Source organism: Streptomyces griseorubiginosus, assembly GCF_036345115.1.
Lineage (GTDB): Bacteria > Actinomycetota > Actinomycetes > Streptomycetales > Streptomycetaceae > Streptomyces > Streptomyces griseorubiginosus_C.
Map to the genome: position 1 here is coordinate 5,986,447 of NZ_CP107766.1, position 21,080 is coordinate 6,007,526.

Annotated in this window: 19 protein-coding genes and 2 tRNA genes; 9 read left to right on the top strand and 12 right to left on the bottom strand. The window is 70.1% G+C overall.

Annotation, left to right across the window (positions count from 1 at the left end; genetic code table 11):
- Window positions 1-60: 60 nt before the first annotated feature.
- The 3 genes from OHN19_RS27185 to OHN19_RS27195 all read right to left on the bottom strand — a co-directional run bounded on the left by OHN19_RS27185 (window position 61) and on the right by OHN19_RS27195 (window position 4,609).
- Complete coding sequence (locus OHN19_RS27185; RefSeq protein ID WP_330266701.1) at window positions 61-1,998, bottom strand: kelch motif-containing protein; 1,938 nt, start codon at window positions 1,996-1,998, stop codon at window positions 61-63.
- Window positions 1,995-3,989, bottom strand: coding sequence for a glycosyltransferase family 2 protein (locus tag OHN19_RS27190; protein WP_330266702.1), 1,995 nt, complete (start codon window positions 3,987-3,989; stop codon window positions 1,995-1,997). The genes OHN19_RS27185 and OHN19_RS27190 overlap by 4 nt, the downstream gene beginning before the upstream one ends.
- Window positions 3,990-4,535: 546 nt before the next feature.
- Window positions 4,536-4,609, bottom strand: a tRNA-Lys gene (locus OHN19_RS27195).
- Window positions 4,610-4,774: 165 nt separating this feature from the next.
- Here OHN19_RS27195 and OHN19_RS27200 point away from each other — a divergent pair.
- From OHN19_RS27200 to OHN19_RS27220, 5 genes are all read left to right on the top strand, one after another.
- Complete coding sequence (locus OHN19_RS27200; protein WP_330266703.1) at window positions 4,775-6,151, top strand: peptidoglycan-binding protein; 1,377 nt, start codon at window positions 4,775-4,777, stop codon at window positions 6,149-6,151.
- Window positions 6,152-6,302: 151 nt separating this feature from the next.
- The gene (locus OHN19_RS27205; protein WP_330266704.1) at window positions 6,303-7,412 is read left to right on the top strand and encodes an SPFH domain-containing protein; all 1,110 of its coding nucleotides are present in this window, start codon (window positions 6,303-6,305) and stop codon (window positions 7,410-7,412) included.
- A gap of 97 nt (window positions 7,413-7,509) precedes the next feature.
- Entirely contained in the window at window positions 7,510-8,115 is a 606-nt protein-coding gene (locus OHN19_RS27210; RefSeq protein ID WP_330266705.1) for a lytic polysaccharide monooxygenase auxiliary activity family 9 protein, read from the top strand.
- 78 nt (window positions 8,116-8,193) lie between these two features.
- Window positions 8,194-8,649, top strand: coding sequence for a hypothetical protein (locus tag OHN19_RS27215; RefSeq protein WP_330266706.1), 456 nt, complete (start codon window positions 8,194-8,196; stop codon window positions 8,647-8,649).
- A gap of 26 nt (window positions 8,650-8,675) precedes the next feature.
- Window positions 8,676-10,328, top strand: coding sequence for an AMP-binding protein (locus OHN19_RS27220; RefSeq protein WP_330266707.1), 1,653 nt, complete (start codon window positions 8,676-8,678; stop codon window positions 10,326-10,328).
- A gap of 102 nt (window positions 10,329-10,430) precedes the next feature.
- Here the strand turns inward: OHN19_RS27220 and OHN19_RS27225 are convergent.
- The 6 genes from OHN19_RS27225 to ehuB all read right to left on the bottom strand — a co-directional run bounded on the left by OHN19_RS27225 (window position 10,431) and on the right by ehuB (window position 14,681).
- Window positions 10,431-10,504 (bottom strand) — tRNA-Lys (locus OHN19_RS27225).
- Between the two features lie 162 nt (window positions 10,505-10,666).
- Entirely contained in the window at window positions 10,667-11,425 is a 759-nt protein-coding gene (locus OHN19_RS27230; RefSeq protein ID WP_330266708.1) for an IclR family transcriptional regulator, read from the bottom strand.
- A gap of 221 nt (window positions 11,426-11,646) precedes the next feature.
- Window positions 11,647-12,423 carry an ectoine/hydroxyectoine ABC transporter ATP-binding protein EhuA gene (gene ehuA / locus OHN19_RS27235; protein ID WP_330266709.1) on the bottom strand — a complete coding sequence of 259 codons (777 nt, stop codon included), beginning with the start codon at window positions 12,421-12,423 and terminating at the stop codon, window positions 11,647-11,649.
- 10 nt (window positions 12,424-12,433) lie between these two features.
- Window positions 12,434-13,084, bottom strand: coding sequence for an ectoine/hydroxyectoine ABC transporter permease subunit EhuD (gene ehuD, locus OHN19_RS27240; RefSeq protein WP_330266710.1), 651 nt, complete (start codon window positions 13,082-13,084; stop codon window positions 12,434-12,436).
- Window positions 13,084-13,779 carry an ectoine/hydroxyectoine ABC transporter permease subunit EhuC gene (ehuC, locus tag OHN19_RS27245; RefSeq protein WP_330266711.1) on the bottom strand — a complete coding sequence of 232 codons (696 nt, stop codon included), beginning with the start codon at window positions 13,777-13,779 and terminating at the stop codon, window positions 13,084-13,086. The genes ehuD and ehuC overlap by 1 nt, the downstream gene beginning before the upstream one ends.
- Complete coding sequence (gene ehuB / locus OHN19_RS27250) at window positions 13,776-14,681, bottom strand: ectoine/hydroxyectoine ABC transporter substrate-binding protein EhuB (protein ID WP_330266712.1); 906 nt, start codon at window positions 14,679-14,681, stop codon at window positions 13,776-13,778. Before ehuB ends, ehuC begins: the two co-directional genes overlap by 4 nt.
- A 97-nt stretch (window positions 14,682-14,778) precedes the next feature.
- Here ehuB and OHN19_RS27255 point away from each other — a divergent pair, with 97 nt between their 5' ends.
- On the top strand, window positions 14,779-15,273 hold the full coding sequence (locus OHN19_RS27255; protein ID WP_330266713.1) for a DUF3830 family protein: 495 nt from the start codon (window positions 14,779-14,781) through the stop codon (window positions 15,271-15,273).
- On the opposite strand, the gene OHN19_RS27260 is transcribed toward OHN19_RS27255, so the two are convergent.
- The gene (locus OHN19_RS27260) at window positions 15,270-16,676 is read right to left on the bottom strand and encodes an amidase (RefSeq protein ID WP_330266714.1); all 1,407 of its coding nucleotides are present in this window, start codon (window positions 16,674-16,676) and stop codon (window positions 15,270-15,272) included. The two genes, OHN19_RS27255 and OHN19_RS27260, sit on opposite strands and share 4 nt — an antisense overlap.
- Window positions 16,677-16,698: 22 nt before the next feature.
- Entirely contained in the window at window positions 16,699-17,646 is a 948-nt protein-coding gene (locus OHN19_RS27265; protein WP_330266715.1) for a D-2-hydroxyacid dehydrogenase, read from the bottom strand.
- Window positions 17,647-17,919: 273 nt separating this feature from the next.
- Between OHN19_RS27265 and OHN19_RS27270 the strand changes: the two genes are divergently transcribed.
- Together OHN19_RS27270 and OHN19_RS27275 are read left to right on the top strand one after the other, a co-directional pair.
- Window positions 17,920-18,744 (top strand): aspartate/glutamate racemase family protein, encoded by an 825-nt coding sequence (locus OHN19_RS27270; RefSeq protein ID WP_330266716.1) that lies wholly within the window; start codon window positions 17,920-17,922, stop codon window positions 18,742-18,744.
- Complete coding sequence (locus OHN19_RS27275; protein WP_330266717.1) at window positions 18,741-19,472, top strand: decarboxylase; 732 nt, start codon at window positions 18,741-18,743, stop codon at window positions 19,470-19,472. Before OHN19_RS27270 ends, OHN19_RS27275 begins: the two co-directional genes overlap by 4 nt.
- A 49-nt stretch (window positions 19,473-19,521) precedes the next feature.
- Here the strand turns inward: OHN19_RS27275 and OHN19_RS27280 are convergent, their stop codons facing one another.
- Window positions 19,522-19,782 carry a hypothetical protein gene (locus OHN19_RS27280; protein ID WP_330266718.1) on the bottom strand — a complete coding sequence of 87 codons (261 nt, stop codon included), beginning with the start codon at window positions 19,780-19,782 and terminating at the stop codon, window positions 19,522-19,524.
- A gap of 172 nt (window positions 19,783-19,954) precedes the next feature.
- Here OHN19_RS27280 and OHN19_RS27285 point away from each other — a divergent pair, with 172 nt between their 5' ends.
- The gene (locus tag OHN19_RS27285) at window positions 19,955-21,064 is read left to right on the top strand and encodes an LLM class flavin-dependent oxidoreductase (RefSeq protein WP_123760933.1); all 1,110 of its coding nucleotides are present in this window, start codon (window positions 19,955-19,957) and stop codon (window positions 21,062-21,064) included.
- Window positions 21,065-21,080 lie beyond the last annotated feature (16 nt).

Genomic DNA, 21,080 nt, shown 5'->3' on the forward strand with positions numbered 1-21,080 from the left:
GGCGCGACAAGCCACGACGCTCCCGCACCCGAAATCGAAGGTGCGGGAGCGTCTTTGGCATTACGGCACCCGAACCCACTGTGCCTTGGACGGCGTCCCCTGATCGTCATCGACGAACAGCATGTACCACCCCGACTGAACCAAGTTCTTGTTACCCGGCACCGTCACCTTCACCTTGTCCCCCGACACGGTGAACTTCAGCTCCACGGACCGCTGATCCACATCGGTCACATGGGTCGACGCACTGGGCCGGATCAACCGCACCTTCTTGATCACGGAAGCCTGCGGTGAGGTGAACGTCCCCGAGGCGCCGCGGGCGATCGTCTGCGGCCCCCCGGACAGCGAAGGCCGCGAATCCCGGTACAGATAAGGCGGCGTGTAGATCTCGATCCGCTGCTCGAATACCCCCGGCTTCGTGTTCGCCGCGTCCTCGTACAGGGAGTCCGACCCGAAGAACATCACCCGCCCGTCCGGCAACAGCAGCGACCCGGAGTGGTAGTTCCGCCCCACGAGCGGGTCGGCCACCGACTCGAACGTGTTCGTGTCCGGGTGGTACAGCCGCGCCTGGAGGATGTTGGAGTCCCCGCGCCCCCGGTAGTCCTCCGACCCCCCGGACACCAGCACGCTGTCGTCGGGAAGGATCGACGCCTGCGGATACCGCGTCCCCTTCTCCAGCGTCGGCCCGTCGACGAACCGGGGACTGTCCGCCTTCATGTCGACGATCCGCGTCCTGTTGCTGGACTGGGCGGACTCACCGACCCCGCCCCCGCCGATCACCATGTACTTCTCGTCCTGCGCCGGCGGCAGCAGAACCGTGCCGGAGGTCTCCATCTCCTTCGGGTCGCTCAGCCCCGGGACCTTCGTGAACTTGTTGCTGGCCACGTCCCAGACACCCGGCTCACGCCCGACGTTGTCCGGCCCGTACCCCGCGTTCGACCCCGAGTAGAAGATCTTGCCGTTCTGCATGAGGAACAGCGCGGGGTACGTCGGGAACTGGCGGACCTTGGACGTGTATGTCCACTTCTTGGTCTTCGGGTCGAAGACCTCGTTCTTGCCCGGCACCAGCTGCCCGATGTCGTCGAGCCCGGAGACACTGAGGATCTTCCCGTCGCTCAGGGTGGTGAGCGTCGGATACCAGCGGGCCTCCTTCATCGGGTCGACCTTGATGTACTTCTCGGCGACCGGGTCGAACTCGAAGGCGTCCCGGATCCCCTGGAAGTCCTTCTTGTCGAGTGCGAGCTTCTGCGCGATGCCGTAGGTGTTGCGCGCGTCCGTCCCGGTCAGCCCCTGGATCCGGTAGTTGTCCTGGGTGCCGGTCTCGTACTTGCGGCCGCTCTTCTGCGCCTCGACATAGATCCGGCCGAGCCCGGGGTCGTTGCGCAGGAACTTCCCGGTCTGCTTGTCGAAGACCTTCTTGGCCCGCTCGACGACGACCGGGTCCTTGGACACGAAGGTCTTGCCGCCCTCCTTGCCGGTGAACTTGGTGCCCGCCGGCAGGGTGATCGGCTTGTCCGGGTTCTCGTTGTGGACGATCATCAGGCCGCCGGCCTTCGTCACGTCGCCCTTGAGCTTCTCGTACCGCTTGGTGCCGCCGGCGATCAGCAGATTGCCGTTCGCCAGCTGGGTGTGCCCCGTGCAGAACAGGTCGCTGGGCGTCGGCACCTTCTTGACGGTGCCCTTGACCGGGTCCCAGATCCGGGTGTCGAACTTCTTCGCGTCGAAGTTGTCCTGGTTGTTGCCGGACCCCGCCACCAGGAGCACCTTCCCGGTGCGCAGCAGCGCCGCGTGGATGGTGTTCTGCCGGTACTCCTTCGGGAACTCGACGATCTCCCACTTGCCGTTCTCGGCTTTGTACTCCGGTCTGTTGATCTGGTACTGGTGGTATTTCGCCGTCCCGAAGCGGTACAGCCACGGGCCGTTCATCCCGGCCAGCGCGAGCACCACCGCCGTACCGATCGCGAGTCGACGGGCGCGGCGGCGGCCTGCACGGTCGTTCATTCCTTACGTCCCCCAAATCCACCGAGGGCGATCTGCATCGTCTGGTCGTTGCCCTCGTCGTGCGTGTGCGAGTCCGCCCAGCTCGGCTTCTGAGCCGGAGCGTGCGGGGCGGTGGGCAGCGGCTGCGGCTGGTACTGCGTCCGGGCCGCGGCCTGAGCCGGCACCTGGGCCGGAACCACTGCCTCCGGCGGGGCGCCGGCCGGCTTCTTGCGGGCCTGCCGCAGCATGTGCCGCCAGGTGAGGATCGGTGTGGCGGTGATCAGCATGGCGAAGGTCGCCCAGATGATCATGGCGGGGTGGGAGTGCCCCAGGGCGACACCGGCGCCGATCGAGCCGCCGAAGATCGCGATGAAGTACCAGTGGTAGCGGAAGGTGCCGAACCACCGGTCGGGGCTGGCCGAGTCGCCCTTGGGCGTGACCACGAACTTGCTCTTGCGCCGCAGCACCGAGTCGACCAGCGCCTTCGCGTACAGCGGGGCGGACAGCGCCGACATCACCATGCCCGCGACACCGCCGGAGCCCTCGGGCTCGTGCGGCGAGACGTTGTGGCGGCGGTTCCAGATGTACAGGCCGATCTGGAGCGCGGAGGCGTTGCCGTAGAGCATCAGCCACACGGTGGGGTCGATGTTCACACCCGAGGCGCCGAGGCCCAGGAACAGCGCGCAGCTGAGGGCCGCGAGGATCCAGTTGAGGGCGGACATCGGGTAGAAGATGATCATCATCGTGTAGTTGAAGAGCTTGCTCGGCGGCAGCGAGTACCAGCCCTTCCAGTACTGCTTGAGGATCGTCTCGTACGTCCCTCGCGACCAGCGCATCTGCTGGGTGAAGAAGTCGGTCCAGGCGCTCGGGCCCTCACCGACCGCGAGCACGTCCGGCGTGTAGACCGAGCGCCACTTCCTCCCCGTGGCCGGGTTCTTGTGCCGGTGGATCTCGAACCCGGTCGCCATGTCCTCGGTGATCGAGTCGTACAGCCCGCCGATCTGCTTGAGCGCGCTGATGCGTACGGCGTTGGAGGTGCCCACGAACATCGGGGCGCCGTACTTGTTGCCGGCGCGCTGGATCAGGGCGTGGAAGAGGAACTGCTGGGACTCGGCGGCCTTGGTGACGAAGTTGTCGTAGTTGCCGTAGACCTGCGGGCCGATCACGAAGCCGACGTCCGGGTCGCGGAAGAAGCCGAGCATCCGCTCCAGGTAGTTGGGCAGCGGCACGTGGTCGGTGTCGACCGAGGCGAAGAAGTCGTACTGGTCGCCGTGCGCGTCGAGCCAGGCGTTGTAGTTGCCGTGCTTGGTCTTGGCGCGGTGCGGGCCCTTGGGCTGGTTCCACTTCTCGACGCCCTTGCGGGAGAAGTGGTGCACACCGAGGCGCGCGCACACCTCCTTGACCGCCGGGTCGTCGCCCTCGTCCAGGAGCCAGACGTGCATGAGGCCGCGGTGCCGGATCCGCACCGCGGCTTCCAGGGTCTTCGTCACCATCTCCAGCGGCTCCTTGCCGGGCACGAAGGAGGTGAGGAAGGCCACTCTGGTGCCGGTCTCGGGCACCACGGGGACCGGGTCCCGGGCGACCAGGGTGGCGTGGGCGTTGGACAGCACGTTCATGCAGCGGAAGAACTCGATCAGGCCGATCGAGACGAGCATGACGATGTCCAGGGCCGGCAGCCACGAGAAGGCCGGGTAGTCGCGCTCGGTCCAGTGCTCGGGCTGGAGCAGCCAGGCGAGCAGGACCAGCGAGAGCAGGGGGGCGGCGGCGAGCATCAGGGCGACTCTGATGCGGTGCGGCTCCTGCGAGATCAGCGAGCGGTACTGCACCTTGTAGGGCTGGCCCGGGTCGGGCTGTGTGAGGGGACCGGCCAGTCTGCTGTAGTGCTCGTAGTCGTACTTCGGAAGCGTCTTCTTTATCCGGCGCAGGGTGCCGGTCCGGTGCGAAGGCAGCCTGAGCTGAGTGGTGTCGGACGGGTCGAAATTCTGCCGGGCGCCCGTCGGCGTCGACGTCATGATGAGTCATCCCCCCACACGCGGACGGGCCGCGTGTTGTCGTTTCCTTACGGCTGATCTGGTCCCCCTCGACCTTCACAGACGTATCAGTGGTGGGCCGCAGTCACCACAATCTTCACAGCATTAGACAGGTAACAGCGACCTTCCGGTTGCAGACGCCCCCTCCGGCATCTTCAGCGGCGGGGCCCCCTTTCCCCGCAACCCCGGCAACCGTCTCCTTGCCCCCCAACTGCCGCGTATACGCAGCATCTTGAAAAACCAGGGTTCTACGGTGCTCATCATGATCGCAAGATGCGAAACACGGTGTTTACCGGTCATACGCGTTCATTGTGGCGCCTGTCATCCAAGAAGCCCCCAGCCTGACGAAGACACTCCCGCGCCGACACACCACGAGAGACTCGAACCCGTGTACGCCCTGCCGTCAGGCACTCGAACCCCGGACCCCCGGCCGCCACCTGCCTGACCCTCGCCCCCCGGGGGCGTCGGCGTGATGCGTCCCTCAATGCCGAAGGCCCCCCGCTTTCGCGGGAGGCCTTCGGTCGTGCGTGCGCCGCCAGGGACTCGAACCCCGGACCCGCTGATTAAGAGTCAGCTGCTCTAACCAACTGAGCTAGCGGCGCCTGCTGACCTGCATGACTCTACCGGATTCCGGAGGGTGTCGCGGACCGCCCCAGGGGGTGCTGTACATCATTCGGACCGTCAGCATGCGTGTCCGGGGGACAGTTGAGAAACTGACGAATGTGCACAGTTGCGAACATTTCGACCTGGAGTGTGAGGGGCGCCGCATGGAGACTCCGGTATTCGAGGAAATCGATCCCGAGAAGGACTGCGACTGCCCCGGCTGCCTCCACTGGCGCCGCGTCCTCCCCCGCCCGGCCGGCGGTCATCCCGCCGCCGCCCGAGCCGTGATCCTCGCCGCCACAACCGTCACCGCCCTCGGCGCCCTGCACGCGGCCCCCGCCTTCGCCGCCCCCCAGACCCCCACCCGCCCCGGCACCCCCAGGGCAGACGAGCCCGACACCCCACAGGGCGACAAGGCCCCCCTGCACGGCCCCGGCGCCAAGCCCGCCCCCGTCAGGACGCCCACCACCACCCGCGCCGACATCATCAAGCGGGCCAAGCAGTGGGTCGCCGCGCGGGTGCCGTACAGCATGTCCGAGTACTGGGGCGACGGTTACCGCCAGGACTGCTCCGGCTTCGTCTCCATGGCCTGGAGCCTGCCGCGCAACGAATGGACCGGCAGCATCGGCCAGTACGGCGTCCGGATCGCCAAGGACGACCTCCAACCCGGCGACATCCTGCTCTTCCACAACCCGTCCAACCCCGAGAACGGCTCCCACGTCGTCATCTTCGGCGGCTGGACGGACTACACGCACACCTACTACCTCGCCTACGAGGAGACCCGCCCCTACGCCCGCAAGCAGGCCACCCCCTACGCCTACTGGAGCAACTCCGACCGGTACGTCGCCTACCGGTACAAGGGGCTCGCGGGCGGCACCTCGGGCGCCCAGCCGGACGGCGCCACCCCGGACGGCGCGAACCCGGACCCCGTCACCCCGGACCCCGCCAAGCCGCAGGCCCCGGACGTGACGCCCTTCCCCGGCACCGCCTACTTCGGTCCCGGGGCCAACAACAAGTACGTCACCCAGCTCGGCCGCATGCTCGTGGAGCGCGGTGCCGGGCGCTTCTACACCTCGGGGCCGGGCCCCCGCTGGTCGGACGCGGACCGCAGGGCCACCCAGGCGTTCCAGCAGGCGCAGGGCTGGCGGGGCGGGGACGCGGACGGGCTGCCCGGGGCGCAGACCTGGGCGCTGCTGGTCACCGGCGGCGGCAGGGACATCGGATCGGGCGGCGGGGCAGGGACGGGGGGACCGCCCGCACCCTCCACACCGTCCGCACCCTCCACACCTTCCTCGCACGGCGTCCCCGGCTACCCCGGACGTGCGATGTTCCGGCCCGGCGCGACCAACAAGTACGTCACCCAGCTCGGCCGCCAGCTGGTGAAGAAAGGGTTCGGCAAGTACTACACGACCGGACCGGGACCGCGCTGGGGCGAGCCGGACCGGCGGGGCGTGGAGGCCTTCCAACGCGCCCAGGGCTGGCGCGGCGGCGCGGCGGACGGCTACCCGGGCCCGGAGACCTGGCGCCGGCTCTTCTCGTAGCCACGCGGCTCTTCTCACAGGCACCGGGCTCATCACCGTGAACACCGGGCTCATCACCTCGTGAGCACCGGACTCACCACCACGCGGTGGGCGACCACCTGACCCTGTCCCCCTTGTTGTGACGCATCTGGCGCGGAGGCTGGAGGCACTCATGAGTACGACCACTTCACCGACACCGGAGTCCGAGGGGCACGCACGTCCCGCCCGGCTCATCCAGAACGAGGCGACCACCGAGATCCCGGTCCATCTGCTGTTCCGCGACGACCCGGACCCGGTGTCGGTACCGCTGAAGCCCGCCGTGGTGGCCCGCAGACAGGGCACCGGGGAGCAGCCCCGCCTGCGCAGGACCGCCCAGGCCGCCCCGCGCCCCGCCCCCGAGGTCGACCCCGAACTGGCCGAGCGCCCGGCGCGGGTGCTCCCCGGCGCGGTGGGTGTCCTCGCCGGAGCCTGCGGACTGGCCGGGTGCGCGGCCACCTCGTGGTGGGCGGGTGTGGTGCCGCCGCTCGCGCTGGAGGCGCTGCGCCTGCCGTCGTACACGCACGCGGGCCTCGGTCCGGTGCAGTGGGCCGCCTACGCGGGTGCCGGCGCCCTCGGTCTCTTCGGCTTCGGCGGGCTGGCCCGGGGCCGGACCGGACGGGCCTGGGTGCTCGGGCTGTTCGGCCGCTACCGGGGGACCGTGCGGCGCACCGGCCTGATGTGGGTCAACCCGCTGCTGCTGCGTCGCCGGGTCGACGTACGGCTGCGGCACTGGCGCAGCGAGCCGATGGCGGCGGCCGACGCGAGCGGGGTCGGGCTGCGGGTCGTCGTCCTCGTGGTGTGGCGGGTGCGGGACACCGCGCGGGCCACGCTCGGCGTCGACGACCACGAGACCTATCTGCGCGAGTGCGTGGAGGCCGCGCTCGCCCGGATCCCGGTGGAGGCGCCGGGCTCGGGGCGCGGTTCGGCCGACGCGGCGGGGGAGGCGCTGACCCGGCTGGTGAACGCGGAGACCGCGCCGGTCGGCGTGCAGGTGTTCTCGGTCCAGCCGCTGCGCATCGAGTACGCCCCGGAGGTGGCCGCCGCGATGCACCGGCGCCGGATCGCCGCTCTGGACGCCCAGCACCGGGCGACCATGCTGACGTCGGTGGTGGACTCGGTCGAGGACACGGTGACCCGGCTCACCATGCGGGGCCTGGTGGAACTGGACGACTACGAACGCAAGGCGCTGGTGAAGGACTTGACGGTGGCGTTCTGTGCCGGTCGCGGAGAACAAGGGGCGTGATTGGTATGGACATGTTCAACAACCGGCAATAATCTGGGACTTGGTCTAGACCTGCACGCCTCACAGAACATCCCCCACGTTCTCCAGGAGCGGCAGCATGCGCAGAAAGACCAAGTGGTACGCCGCCGTGGTGGGCCTCGCCACCACCGGAGCCGTAGTGCTCTCCTCCGGCGGCGCCAGCAGCCACGGCTACACCGACCTCCCCATCAGCAGGCAGAAGCTCTGCCAGAACGGCACCGTGACGAACTGCGGCGACATCCAGTGGGAGCCGCAGAGCGTCGAGGGCCCCAAGGGCTTCCCGGCCGGCGGACCCGCCGACGGCCAGATATGCAACGGCGGCGTGAGCCGCTTCAGCCAGCTCAGCGCGCCGCGGACACCGTCGGGCTCCGCATGGCCGGCGACGAAGGTGACGGGCGGGCAGAGCTACACGTTCCGCTGGCAGTTCACCGCGATGCACGCCACGACCGACTTCAAGTACTACGTCACCAAGCCGGGCTGGAACCAGAACCACAACCTGGCCCGCTCCGACCTCAACCTGACCCCGTTCCTGACCGTCCCCTACAACGGCCAGCGACCTCCCTCCACCCTCTCGCACAGCGGCACCCTGCCGTCCGGGCTCAGCGGACGGCATGTGATCGTCGCGGTGTGGACGATCGCCGACACGACCAACGCGTTCTACGCCTGCTCGGACGTCACGTTTTGATCGGCACTTGAGACAGTCCAGGCTTCCCCCGGGGTAGGTTCCCCCACACGAACACCACCTGACCTCGGGGGATCCGCCATGATTGCCCTTCTCTACGCCGTCCCCGCCCTGATCATGGCCGCGGCTCTCTTCGGCGCGTACCACGTGGTGCGGCGCTGGAACCGGGCCCGCAGCGCCTGGCGGAGCGGGCTGACGGCCGAGGCGGAGTGCCTGCGGGTGTACCCGGTGGCACATGGCGGCGGCGACAGCTTCGTGCGCACCGGGCTGCGTCACGTGTACGAGTTCAGGACCCGCGAGGGCCGAGTCGTCCGCTTCGAGGAGGAGGGCGGCCCGGGCACGACCATGGAAGGTGACATCGTCACCGTCCACTATGCCGACGGGCCCGAGGTCGTGGCCACGGCCATCCCCCATCTCCGTCGCTCCGGGCACGGGCTCGCCGCCTTCATGGCGCTCTCCTTCATCGGGGTGATCGTGCTGTTCTGCGCCGGGTTCATGGTCGCCTTGACCGTGTTCACCTCGGCCCTCCACATCTGACGCTCCGTCAACTACCGTGCGTCTCCATGGACTCCAGGAGGCGTACGGTCGCGGAACTCGTCGCCGGACGGTGGGGAGACCACCGGCCCGGACTGTGGTTCGAGGGGCGGGAGTTCACCCACCACGAGGTGACGGCCGGTGCCGCCGCGCGGGCGGCTCTGCTCGGCGACCTGCTGCCGGGCCCCGGCGCCCACATCGGTGTACTGCTCGACAACACCCCTGAATTCCCGATGTGGTTGAGCGCGGCGGCCCTCGCCCGGGCCGCCGTCGCCGGCATCAACCCCACCCGCCGGGGCCCCGAACTCGCCCGCGACATCCTGCACACCGAGTGCCGCCTGCTGATCACCGAGCCGTCGCAACTCCCCTTGCTGCGCGGCCTCGACCTGCCCGGCGTCCGCCTCCTGGTGACCGGCTCCGAGGAGTACGACACCCTGCTCGCGCCCTACGCCGGCGCCGAACCGGACGCCTCCCGCGCCACGCCCGCCGACCGTCTCCTCCTCTACTTCACCTCCGGCTCCACCGGCGCCCCCAAGGCCGCGCTCTGCTCCCAGGGCCGGCTGGCCGCCGCCGGGCGGTCCCTGGCCGACCAGTTCCGGCTCGGGCCGGACGGGGTGCACTACATCTGCATGCCGATGTTCCACGGCAACGCGGTGATCGCCGACTGGGCGCCCGCGCTGGCGACCGGGGCCGGGGTCGCGCTCAGGCGACGGTTCTCCGCTTCGGAGTTCCTCGCGGACGTGCGCGCGTACCGGGCGACGTACTTCACCTATGTCGGCCGGGCCATCCAGTACGTCCTCGCCACCGAGCCCCGCGAGGACGACCGGGACAATCCGCTGCGGCTCGGCTTCGGCACCGAGGCGGGAGCGGTGGACGCGGCCGCCTTCGAGCGGCGTTTCGGGGTGCGGCTGGTGGAGGGGTACGGCTCCTCCGAGGGCGGCGCGGCGATCCAGTGGGCTCCGGGGACTCCGCCGGGCGCGGTGGGGCGGGCGGCGCCCGGGCTCGTCGTACTGGATCGGGAGACGGGTCGGGAGCGGCCGCCCGCACGGTTCGACGCGGCCGGGCGGCTGCTGAACGGGGACGAGGCGATAGGCGAGTTGGTGAACCGGGCGCCGAACCCCTTCGAGGGGTACTGGCGCAACCCCGAGGCGGATGCCGAGCGGCGCCGGGACGGCTGGTACTGGACCGGGGACCTCTTCTACCGGGACGCCGAGGGGTACCTGTACTTCGCGGGCCGCACCGACGACCGGATCCGTGTGGACAGCGAGAACCTGGCGGCGGCGATGATCGAGAACATCCTCGCCCGCTACGAGGGGGCGGTGGCCGTCGCGGTGTACGCGGTACCGGATCCGGTGACCGGCGACCAGGTGATGGCGACGATCGCGGGCACCTTCGACCCCGCCGACTTCGCAGCCTTCCTGGCGGCCCAGCCGGACCTGGGGACGAAGATGGCCCCCCGGTACGTGCGGGTCGTGGACCGCATGCCGGTCACGGCAACGAACAAGATCAACCGAGCCCAGCTGAGAAGAGAGGGCCTGGACTGTACCGACCCCGTCTGGTGCCGCCCGCCCGGTGAGCGGACCTACCGAAGACTGACCCCGGAACACGCCGAAGGGCCTCTCGCTCCCACGAAAGGCCCTTCACCGGTGCGCCGCCAGGGACTCGAACCCCGGACCCGCTGATGCTGCATCCCCTGGGGGATAACCCCCAGACCCCCAGCCGCCCCCGAGGCCCCCGGGAACACGCCGAAGGGCCTCTCGCTCCCACGAAAGGCCCTTCACCGGTGCGCCGCCAGGGACTCGAACCCCGGACCCGCTGATTAAGAGTCAGCTGCTCTAACCAACTGAGCTAGCGGCGCATGACTCTCGCCGACCACCCTTCGGCGGCTGGCGACAGAGAAAATACTACCCGGTCGGAAGGGGTGCTTCTGACCACGGGGGAGTGGACCCACCCAGGGGCGCGGGGAACTGCGCGACCAGCCCCCACGGTCCGCAGACGACCGAGTACCTTCCGCCCCGCCCTAGATCGCCAGAGACAGAAGAACCGGCGCCGCCCCCCGATTCAACCGCTCCGTCGCCCTCCGCAGCCGATGCGCCTGGTCGACCGGCAGCGACAGCGCGAGGCATCCCACCAGCGCCCCCGCGGTGATCGGCACCGCCGCGCACACCGTGCCCACCGCGTACTCCTGGAGGTCCAGGTGGGGGACGGTCGGCGGCTGTGCCTCCAGGCGGGAGAGGAGCAGCTTGTCGTTGGTGATCGTGCGGGACGTGAGGCGGGTCATCCGGTGCCGGGAGAGATGGTCGCGGCGGCCGTTGTGGTCCAGCTGGCTCAGCAGGCTCTTGCCGAGCGCCGTCGCGTGCGCGGAGGAGCGGAAGTCCACCCACTCGTTGACCGCCGGCGTCGCGGGCCCGTCGGCGTACTGGTCGATGGTGACCTCCCCGTCGACGTACCGGCTGATGTACACCGCCGCGCCGATGGAGTCGCGCAGCTCGTCGAGGGTGCGCTGGAGCTTGGCGCGCAGTGCCTCGTCTCGGTCGTGGACGGAGCTCAGCCTGGTCAGGGCGTCCCCCGTCACATACGCGCCGTCGGCCACCTGCTCGACGTACCCCTCACGGCGCAGCATCCTCAGGAGCGCGGTCAGTCGCTCCGGGCCGAGGCCGGTGGTGCGGGCGAGTTCGACGTCGGTGACTCCGGCGGTGTGCCGTGCCACGGTCTCCAGGACGCGCAGCGCGTCCTGGGCCGAGTGGTACGGCGCGGTCGGCTCGTGCTTCAGCGCCACGGTGTTCCCCCTGCGCTCGCTCGGTCGCACTACTACTGGGCCGTAATCCAGACAGCGATCCTCTCCACGATAACCGGCAAACGGCTTGTAGTGAGCGGCTGTTGACGAGATTCCGTCCCCGGGCCGAGCCCCCTCAGCAGGGGCGCTGGCTCGCTGGCATATGCCAGAGACATGACCCGGGTCCGGGACCTCGGAGATTGAACACTGTTCACTTCCCGTGCTCAGAGAACCGCGCTGAGAAATTCCCGGGTACGGTCCTGCGCCGGGTCGCTGAAGATCTTCTCCGGCGGGCCCGACTCGATGATCCGGCCCGAGTCGAACATCAGGACCTGGTCGGAGATGTCCCGGGCGAAGTTCATCTCGTGGGTCACACAGAGCATGGTGATGTCGGTGGTGCGGGCGATGTCCCGCAGCACGTCGAGGACGCCGGCCACCAGCTCGGGGTCGAGCGCAGAGGTCACCTCGTCCAGCAGCAGCACCCGCGGCCGCATGGCCAGCGCCCGCGCGATCGCCACCCGCTGCTGCTGCCCGCCGGACAGCTGGGTCGGCCGGGCCCCCGCCTTGTCGGCGAGCCCCACCATGTCGAGCAGCTCACGCGCGCGTGCCTCCGCCTCGTCCTTGGACATGCCGAGCACGGTGACCGGGGCCTCGGTGATGTTGCGCAGGACCGTCATGTTCGGGAACAGGTTGAACTGCTGGAAGACCATCCCGATCTTCTTGCGGACCTCGCGCAGCTGCTTCTCCGGCGCCGGGAACAGCTTCTCCCCGTCGACGCTGACCGTCCCCTCGTCGGGCTTGGTCAGGGTCATCAGCATCCGCAGGATCGTGGTCTTACCGGACCCGGAGGGGCCGATCAGCGTCACGTGCTTGCCGGAGTCGACCGAGAAGTTCAGCCGGTCCAGGACGGTGTTGGACCCGAAGCGCTTGGTCACGTCCTCGAAGCGGATCAGCTCGCTGCCGTCCACCGGCGGGTTGGTGTTCGCGTCGGGTTCCTTCATGAGGGGAGTGTCAGCGGACAAGACGTCGCTCCAGGGATCGCAGGAGAAGGGAGGCCAGATAGGAGATGACGATGAAGGCCACGCCGATCACGGTCAGCGGCTCGGTGAACTGGAAGTGCTCCTGCGCGAACAGCCGCGCCTCGCCGAGCATCTCCAGGACCGTGATCACCATCAGCATCGGGGTGTCCTTGAGCATCGAGATCACGTAGTTGCCGAGGGCCGGCACCACCCGGCGGATCGCCTGCGGCAGGATCACCACCTGCCAGGTCCTGATCCTCGGCAGGTTCAGCGCGGTCGCCGCCTCCCACTGGCCGGTCGGAACCGCCTCGATACCGGCCCGGTAGACCTGCATCGTGTACGTCGAGTAGTGCAGCCCGATCCCGATGACACCGGTGGCCAGCGCGGACAGGGTCACGCCCCACTCGGGCAGCACGTAGAAGAGGAAGAACAGCTGGACCAGCAGCGGGGTGTTGCGCACGAACTCCGTGACCACCCCGACCGGCCAGCGCACGAACCGCGAGGGCGCGCGCATCAGCAGCGCCCACACCAGGCCGAGCGCGAACGAGATCAGCGAGCCCAGCGCGAGGGCCTGCAGGGTGACCAGCAGCCCGTCCCAGAACTGCGGCATGAAGTCGCCTACGGCGCTCCAGTCCCACTCCATCAGACACCACCTCCGACCGGCTCGGGCACCTTCACCTCACGGGTGGGCGCCTTGCCGACCCCCGCCTTGAGCTTCTTCTCCAGGCCCCGCATCAGCCGGGTGAGCAGGAAGGCGATCACGAAGTAGATGAGCAGCAGATACGTGTAGATCCCGGCGCTCTCCTGGAGCGCGAGCCGCACCAGGTTGCCGCTGAAGGCCAGGTCGCCCATGCCCATCACGGACACCAGCGCGGTGCCCTTGAGCAGCTCGACCAGCAGGTTGGAGAACGGCGGGATCATCTCTGGCACCGCCTGCGGCAGCAGGATCAGCCGCAGCCGCTGCCAGGGCGTGAAGCTCAGCGCGATCCCGCCCTCCTGCTGGGCCGGGTCGACCGCCTTGAGCGCCCCGCGCACGATCTCGGAGCCGTACGCCCCGTAGGTCAGCCCGAGCGCGAGCGTGCCCGCCCACATGGGCACCAGCTGCCAGCCGAAGGCCGGGGGCAGCACGAAGAACACCCAGAAGATCATCACCAGCGCGGAGGTGCCACGGAACACCTCGGTGTAGAAGCCCGCGAGGAAGCGGACGATCCACAGCCGGTGGGTGCGGGCGACGCCGACCACGAAGGACACCGCGGCGGCGAGCAGCGCGCTGAACACCAGCAGCTGGACCGTCGTCCAGACGCCCTTGAGTACCAGTTCCCAGAGTCCGGAGGTCATCCGCCGCAGAGCTCCTTCGCGGTCAGGTCCGTCATCTCGGCCCGCGTGAACCCGAAGGGCTCGAGGATCCGGAACAGCTCCCCGCTCTTCTTCAGCTTCCGCAGCTCGGCGTTGAAGGCGTCCCGCAGGTTCGTCTCGGTGCGGCGGAACGCGAAGGCGCCCCCGTCGACGTGCGGCTTGCCGCCCACGGTCGGGGTGAAGGCCTTCGTGGCCTCCGCCTTGGCCGACTTCTTCACCACCTCACGGGTGGTCAGCGCGGTCCCGGCGAACACGTCGACGCGTCCGGCCTCCACCGCGTTCAGCCCCGCGACCTGGTCCGGCACGATCAGGATGTCGCTCTCCTTGTAACCCGCCTCGACGGCGTACTGGATCTCCGCATAGCCGGTACCGGTGGCGAACTTGGCCTTCTTGTCGACGACGTCCTTGTAGTTGTGAAGACCTTTTGGATTTCCCTTGCGCACGATGAAGGAATCGAGCATCTGATAGTCGGGATCCGCGAAGATCACCTGTTCGCAGCGTTCCGGGGTGACATACATCCCGGCCGCCACGACATCGAACTGCTGCGAATTCAGCCCGGGAATGAGCGAGCCGAACTCCGTCGGCACCGGCTGCACCTTTTCCACACCCAGCCGCTTGAAGATGACCCGCGCGAGTTCGGGTGCCTCACCGGTCAGTTCACCGTTCTTGTCGATGTAACCGAAGGGGATCTCACCCGCGATTCCCAGCCGTACGACACCTGCCGCCCGCAGTCGGTCCAGCAGGTCGCCGCCTCCCTCGGTCGAGGCGGTGGCCACGCGTGAGCAGCCCGCGGCGCCCAGTGCGCCGAGCGCCGCCACCCCCGCGAGCAGCGACCGGCGAGTGGTTCCGGATATGTGTGCGCCATGTTCCAGTGGTGGAGCCATGGCGGCGCGGCTACCCGACCGGATGCGACTTATGCAGATCGGTTTGAGCCCCGTTCCGCACCGAGGCCCTCTTGACCGGCGGGGGACGATGGAATGCATGGCTGACCGTTACATCGAAGTCTCGCTGGTCAAGCGCGGGATCACCGCCACGGCAAAGCTCCTCGACGACCGGGCGCCCCTCACCTGTGCCGCCGTATGGAGCGCCCTTCCACTCGCCGGTGACGTCTATCACGCGAAGTACGCGCGCAACGAGATCTACGCCCTCTTCGCGCCCTTCGCGGAAAACGAACCGCCCCTGGAAAACCCGACAGTTACCCCGATTCCCGGAGATCTCTGTTATTTCTCCTTCGCGGGCACACAACTCGGCACGACGTCCCACGGCTACGACCGCGAGGTCCGCCCGGACGCGACCGTCGTCGACCTGGCCCTCTTCTACGAGCGCAACAACATCCTCCTGAACGGCGACGTCGGCTGGGTGCCGGGAACCGTGTGGGGCCAGGTGACCGAGGGCCTGGACGCCCTGGCCGAGGCCTGCAACGACCTCTGGCGCGCGGGGGCCCTCGGCGAAAGCCTCCGCTTCAGCCGGGCCTAGCGCCCACCCCGCCCGGGTGGCACACCCGCCGCCCCCGCCTCGTACAGCGCGTGCGCGGCCCGCAGCACCAGGTCGTCCCAGTGCCGGGCCGCGACGATCTGGAGGCCCACCGGCAGGCCCTCGCCGTCGGTACCGACGGGGACGCTCGCCGCCGGCTGCTGGGTCATGTTGAAGGGGTAGGTGAAGGGGGTCCAGCCGGTCCAGCGCCGGTGGCCCGAGCCCTTCGGGACCTCGGTGCCCGCCTCGAACGCCGTGATCGGCAGGGTAGGGGTGACCAGGAGGTCGTAGGAGTCGTGGAAACGGCCCATGCGGCGGCCCAGTTCCATGCGGACGTCCACCGCGGCGAGGTAGTCCAGCGCGCTCATCCGGCCGCCCAGTCCGCGGATCTCCCGCAGCCCGGGGTCCAGCAACTCCCGCTGGTGCGGCCCCAGATGCTGGGTCACCCGGGCCGCCCCGCTGAACCACAGGGTGTGGAAGGCGTCCACCGGGTCGGCGAAGTCGGGGTCGGCCTCGGTGACGTACGCCCCGAGCCGGGCCAGCCGCTCCACGGCCCGCCGTACCGCCGCGGCGACCCCCGGCCGCACCGCCACCTGGCCGCCGAGGGACGGCGAGTACGCGATCCGCAGGCCCCGCACCCCGCCCCGCAGGGCCGCGGAGTACGGACCGGCCGCGGGACCGAGCGCCGACCAGTCGCGGGAGTCCGGCACCCCGATCACGTCGAGCAGCAGGGCCGCGTCGGCCGCGTCCCGGGTCATCGGGCCCACGTGGGCGAGGGTGCCGAAGGCGCTCGCCGGGTACAACGGCACCCGGCCGTACGTCGGTTTCAGCGCGAAGATCCCGCAGAACGCTGCCGGGATGCGGACACTGCCGCCGCCGTCCGTGCCGAGCGCCAGCGGCCCCGCACCGAGCGCCACGGCCGCCGCGGCGCCCCCGCTGGAGCCGCCCGCGGTGCGCGTCGGGTCGTAGGGATTGCGGGTCACGCCCGACAGCGGCGAGTCCGTGACGCCCTTCCAGCCGAACTCCGGTGTCGTGGTCTTGCCGAGGAACACCGCCCCGCTCTCCCGCAACCGGGCCACCGAAGGGGCGTCCTCGTCCCAACTCCCGCTCTCCGGGATCGTCTTGGAGCCCTTGAGCGTCGGCGCCCCGCGCATCAGCAGGATGTCCTTCACCGTGACCGGCACCCCGTCCACCGCGCCGGACGGCTCCCCGCGCCGCCAGCGGTCCGCCGACGCGCGGGCCTGCGCGAGGGCCTCTTCGCCGGTCACGCGCACGAAGGCGTTCACCTCCGGCTGGATCTCCGCGGCCCGGTCGAGAGCCGCCCGGGTCGCCTCGACGGGGCTGAACTCCCCCTTGCGGTAACCCTCGACGAGTTGTACGGCGGTCAGTCCGGTGAGGTCCTGCATCTGCTGCCCCTCCGCTCGGCGTTCAGTGCCCTGGCACGTACCCGCGCTCCTTGTCGACCACGTTCGTGAGGGATCTGCCCGCGTCCCAGCGGTCGAACAACTCCACGAACTGTGCGCCGAGTTCGTCGCGCCAGCCGACGGTGTCGCCGCTCATGTGCGGGGAGACGATCAGACCCGGGACCCGCCACAACGGGCTCTCGGGCGGCAGCGGTTCGGTGGCGAAGACATCGAGGGCCGCGCCGGCGATCCACCGTTTGGTGAGCGCCTCCACCAGCGCTTCCTCCACGACCAGTTGGCCCCGGCCGATGTTGATGAACCGCGCGGAGGGCTGCATCACGCCGAAGCGGCGGGCGTCGAACATGCCCCGGGTCTCCGGGGTGAGCGGGGCGGCCGCGATCACCCAGTCCGCGCGGGCCATCAGCCGGTCGAGGTCGTCGGGGCCATGGATCCCGGTGCGGGAGCGGCGGCCGACGAGCGCGGTGACGATGCCGAGCGCCTTGAGGGTGGCGACGATCGCCCGGCCGATGGGCCCGGAGCCGACCACGCACGCGCGCGTGCCCGCCACCCGCTGGGACTCCCGGTGCCGCCACACGCCCTCGCGCTGGAGTTCAAGGGTCCGGGGCAGGTCCTTGGCCATCGTCAGGACCAGCGCGGCCACGTACTCGGCGATCGGCCGGTCGAAGACCCCGCGCGCGTTGGTCACCCTCGTGTCGGACGCGACGAGTTCGGGGCACATGAGGTGGTCCACGCCCGCGCTCGCCGTGTGCACCCAGCGCGGCCGCGGGCCCTCGCCGGGCCAGGCGTCACGCACCGCGGTCGAGGTGAAGTCCCAGACCAGCAGCACGTCGGCGGACGGCAGCCGCTCGGCGAGCGTGGTCGCGTCCGCGTGCTCGATCCGGGCCCGGCCGGTGAGCCTGCCGAGACGGGGGAGGGGGTCGGCGTCGAGGACGAGAAGGGTGGGGACGGACATCGAGGCACCGTTTCTGCGGAGAGCCGCGCGGGTTCCAGGAGGGCCGCACGGGCGATTTCTGCACAATCATGCGGAGCGACCGACCTTTTTCCGCCGGTTTCCGCGGCGCGGCCGAGCGTCTGACGTGGGCGGAAACGCCGGAGTGGTTCCGGTGTGACGTGAGCGTGACATGGGCGGATTGACCACGCTCGCACCCGAACCTACCTTCGTCAACACGGGCGTTGTGCACGCTCCGCTGTCCCCCCGTCTCCCACCGTGAGGCCGGTCCCCGCCATGGACGTTTCCTTTCTGGGTGGTCCGCGCCCGCAGCGCGGTGTCGGTGTCGTCGCCCCCTTCGACTTCGCGCTGGACCGCGAGCTGTGGCGCTGGGTCCCCGAAGACATCTCGCTCCATCTGACCCGCACCCCGTACGTCCCCGTCGAGGTCAGCCTCGACCTGGCCCGGCTGGTCAGTGAGCACGAGACCCTGCACGAGGCCGTGCGCACGCTCAACGCCATCGCCCCCGAGGTCGTCGCCTACGCCTGCACGTCCGGCAGCTTCGTCGGCGGGATCGCGGGGGAGCGGGCCATGTGCGCGGCCATGACCAGGGCGGGCGCGGTCCCCTCCCTGACCACCTCGGGCGCCCTCCTGGCCGCCCTCGCCGAGCTCGGCGTGAGCCGGGTCGCCCTGGTGACGCCGTACACCGTGTCGGTGACCAGGTCGCTCGAGGAGTACGTCGCCGAGGCGGGCGTCTCGGTCACCGGGTGCGCCTACATGGGGCTGACCCGGCACATCTGGAAGGTGCCCTACCGCCAGGTCTCCGAGATGGCCCACAAAGCCGTACGGGCCGACGCCCAGGCCCTGTTCATCAGCTGCACCAACCTGCCGACGTACGACGTCATCCCGCAACTGGAGGCGGAACTGCGCATACCGGTGATCTCGGCCAACCAGGTGACCATGTGGGCGGCGCTGCGCCGACTGGGTACCCGAGCCGTGGGACCGTACCAGGCGCTGATCGATCCGGCGGCGCGGTGCGGCCCCGCGCGCCCGGAGATTCCGGGTCTGCCGGAAGTCCGGGGACTGCCGGACGGAGAACAGCAGCAGGAAGGCTGGACATGACCGCTCTCGGATTCCTCTACCCGGGCCACTCCGCGGAGGACGACTATCCGCGCATCGAACAGCTCCTGGGCAGCGACATCCGCCTGGACGTGGTCCACACCGACATCGGCACGGACGCCCACCGCGTGGACGCCCTCCGGGAGATGGGCTCGGCCGAGCGACTCGCCGCGGGCGTCGAGCAACTGCGCATGTCGGGCGCCGAGTCCGTCGTCTGGGCCTGCACCAGCGGCAGCTTCGTGTACGGCTGGGAGGGCGCCCACGAGCAGGTCCGCACCCTGGCCCACAGCGCCGGCATGGCCGCCTCCTCGACCTCCTTCGCCTTCGTGCACGCGGCGCGGGAGATCGGCGCCGGGCGGGTGGCGGTCGCGGCGACCTACCCGGACGACGTGGCCGGCCTGTTCGCGGAGTTCCTGCGGGCGGGCGGCATCGAGGTCGGTCAGGTCCGCGGGGCCGGGATCATCACCGCGGCCGAGGTCGGCACCTGGGGCGAGGAGGAGGTCTTCGCGCTGGCCCGGGAGGCCGACTCGCCCGACGCCGAGGCGGTCCTCCTCCCGGACACGGCCCTGCACACGGCCGGCCACATCCCGGCCCTGGAGAAGGACCTCGGCAAGCCGGTCCTCACGGCCAACCAGGTCACCGTCTGGGAGGCGCTCCGCCTGACGGACCGCAGGGTGAACGCACCGGCCCTGGGGGCGCTGTTCACCAAGGAGCCGATCGTCCAGGTGTGAGCGACCGGACGAGGGGACCGGCCGACCCCGGGGACGGCCGGTCCCCTCGTCACATCCGGGTCCGGCGGCGCGCCGAGCGCAGCCGCATCGTCAGGCCGATGGCCAGCAGGATCAGGGCGGCGGCGCAGTAGGCCCACGAGCCACTGCCGCGCACGGCGTCGACGGAGGCCAGGACGGCCCACAGGGCGGCCACCACGCTGAGTGCGGTCCAGGCGATGTCGGCGATACGGATGGACAGCTGGGCTTCCTGCCGGGTGCCGGGCTCCAGCGGCCCGATCTCCGACTCCGGCGAAGTGTTCTCCCTCGTCATGGGCGATCCCTCCGGTCCTTCAGATGGTGTGCTCTGGGTACCCGGGGGCCCGTGCGGCAAGCGGCCGGGCACCGGACGGGATGTGGAAGCAGGGGCTCCGGGGACGAGGGGCGCCGTCCGGGAATAACCGGGGACAGTCTCCTGTTGTCGCCAGGACGACAGCGCACGGCTCATGAGCAGGAGGCACCCCACCGTGGCGGAAGACGAGATCCGAGGGACTGCACAGGGCACCGCCCCCGTACCCCTCTCGGTCCTGGACCTGGTCACCGTCGGCGCCGGCCGCACGGCCACCGACGCCCTGCGCACCAGCGTCGCCATCGCGGGGCTCGCGGAGTCCCGTGGCTTCCACCGCTACTGGGTCGCCGAGCACCACTCGATGCCAGGCGTGGCGTCCTCGTCCCCCGCGGTGATCCTCGCCCACCTCGCCGCCCACACCTCCCGCATCCGGCTCGGCTCGGGCGGTGTCATGCTCCCCAACCACGCTCCGCTGGTCATCGCGGAGCAGTTCGGCACGCTGGAGGCGATGGCCCCCGGCCGCGTCGACCTGGGCCTCGGCCGCGCCCCGGGCACCGACGGCGCCACCGCCGCCGCCCTGCGTCGCACCGACCGCCTCCACGAGGGCGCCGACGACTTCCCCGAGCAGCTCATGGAGCTCACCCGCTTCCTGGACGACGACTTCCCCGACGGCCACCCCTACCGCCGTATCCACGCGGTGCCCGGCCCCGTCCAGGCGACCTCGCCCGGCGGCGTCCAGTCCCCGCACCGCCCGCCGATCTGGCTGCTCGGCTCCTCCGGCTTCAGCGCCCGGCTGGCCGGCTCCCTCGGTCTGCCCTTCGCCTTCGCGCACCACTTCTCGGCGCAGAACACCATCCCGGCCCTGGACCTCTACCGCGAGTCCTTCCGGCCCTCCGCGGTCCTCGACGAGCCGTACGCCCTCATCGGCGTCTCCGCCCTCGCCACCGACGACGAGAAGGAGGCCCGCCGCCAGGTCCGCGCCGCCGCCCTCAACATGATCCGGCTGCGCACCGGCCGCCCCGGCCTGGTCCCCACCCCGGAGGAGGCGGAGGCCTACGAGTTCAGCCCGATGGAGGAGGAGTTCGCGAACTCCTGGAACGCCAACGTCATCCACGGCACCGCCGACGAGGTCCGCTCCGGCCTCGACGACCTCCACAAGCGCACCGGTGCCGACGAGCTGATGCTCACGGGCAACGCCCACAGCGGTGACGTACGCCTGCGCTCGTACGAACTCATCGCCGACGCCTACGGGTTGCCGACGGCCTGACTCGGGTTGCTGACGG

Coding starts and splice junctions, on each gene's coding strand:
- OHN19_RS27275 (WP_330266717.1), top strand. CDS start 18,741: ATGACCGCTCTCGGATTCCTCTACCCGGGCCACTCCGCGGAGGACGAC.
- ehuA (WP_330266709.1), bottom strand. CDS start 12,423: ATGAAGGAACCCGACGCGAACACCAACCCGCCGGTGGACGGCAGCGAG.
- OHN19_RS27265 (WP_330266715.1), bottom strand. CDS start 17,646: ATGTCCGTCCCCACCCTTCTCGTCCTCGACGCCGACCCCCTCCCCCGT.
- OHN19_RS27200 (WP_330266703.1), top strand. CDS start 4,775: ATGGAGACTCCGGTATTCGAGGAAATCGATCCCGAGAAGGACTGCGAC.
- OHN19_RS27205 (WP_330266704.1), top strand. CDS start 6,303: ATGAGTACGACCACTTCACCGACACCGGAGTCCGAGGGGCACGCACGT.
- OHN19_RS27210 (WP_330266705.1), top strand. CDS start 7,510: ATGCGCAGAAAGACCAAGTGGTACGCCGCCGTGGTGGGCCTCGCCACC.
- OHN19_RS27260 (WP_330266714.1), bottom strand. CDS start 16,676: ATGCAGGACCTCACCGGACTGACCGCCGTACAACTCGTCGAGGGTTAC.
- ehuC (WP_330266711.1), bottom strand. CDS start 13,779: ATGACCTCCGGACTCTGGGAACTGGTACTCAAGGGCGTCTGGACGACG.
- OHN19_RS27255 (WP_330266713.1), top strand. CDS start 14,779: ATGGCTGACCGTTACATCGAAGTCTCGCTGGTCAAGCGCGGGATCACC.
- ehuB (WP_330266712.1), bottom strand. CDS start 14,681: ATGGCTCCACCACTGGAACATGGCGCACACATATCCGGAACCACTCGC.
- OHN19_RS27215 (WP_330266706.1), top strand. CDS start 8,194: ATGATTGCCCTTCTCTACGCCGTCCCCGCCCTGATCATGGCCGCGGCT.
- ehuD (WP_330266710.1), bottom strand. CDS start 13,084: ATGGAGTGGGACTGGAGCGCCGTAGGCGACTTCATGCCGCAGTTCTGG.
- OHN19_RS27270 (WP_330266716.1), top strand. CDS start 17,920: ATGGACGTTTCCTTTCTGGGTGGTCCGCGCCCGCAGCGCGGTGTCGGT.
- OHN19_RS27190 (WP_330266702.1), bottom strand. CDS start 3,989: ATGACGTCGACGCCGACGGGCGCCCGGCAGAATTTCGACCCGTCCGAC.
- OHN19_RS27285 (WP_123760933.1), top strand. CDS start 19,955: ATGAGCAGGAGGCACCCCACCGTGGCGGAAGACGAGATCCGAGGGACT.
- OHN19_RS27280 (WP_330266718.1), bottom strand. CDS start 19,782: ATGACGAGGGAGAACACTTCGCCGGAGTCGGAGATCGGGCCGCTGGAG.
- OHN19_RS27185 (WP_330266701.1), bottom strand. CDS start 1,998: ATGAACGACCGTGCAGGCCGCCGCCGCGCCCGTCGACTCGCGATCGGT.
- OHN19_RS27220 (WP_330266707.1), top strand. CDS start 8,676: ATGGACTCCAGGAGGCGTACGGTCGCGGAACTCGTCGCCGGACGGTGG.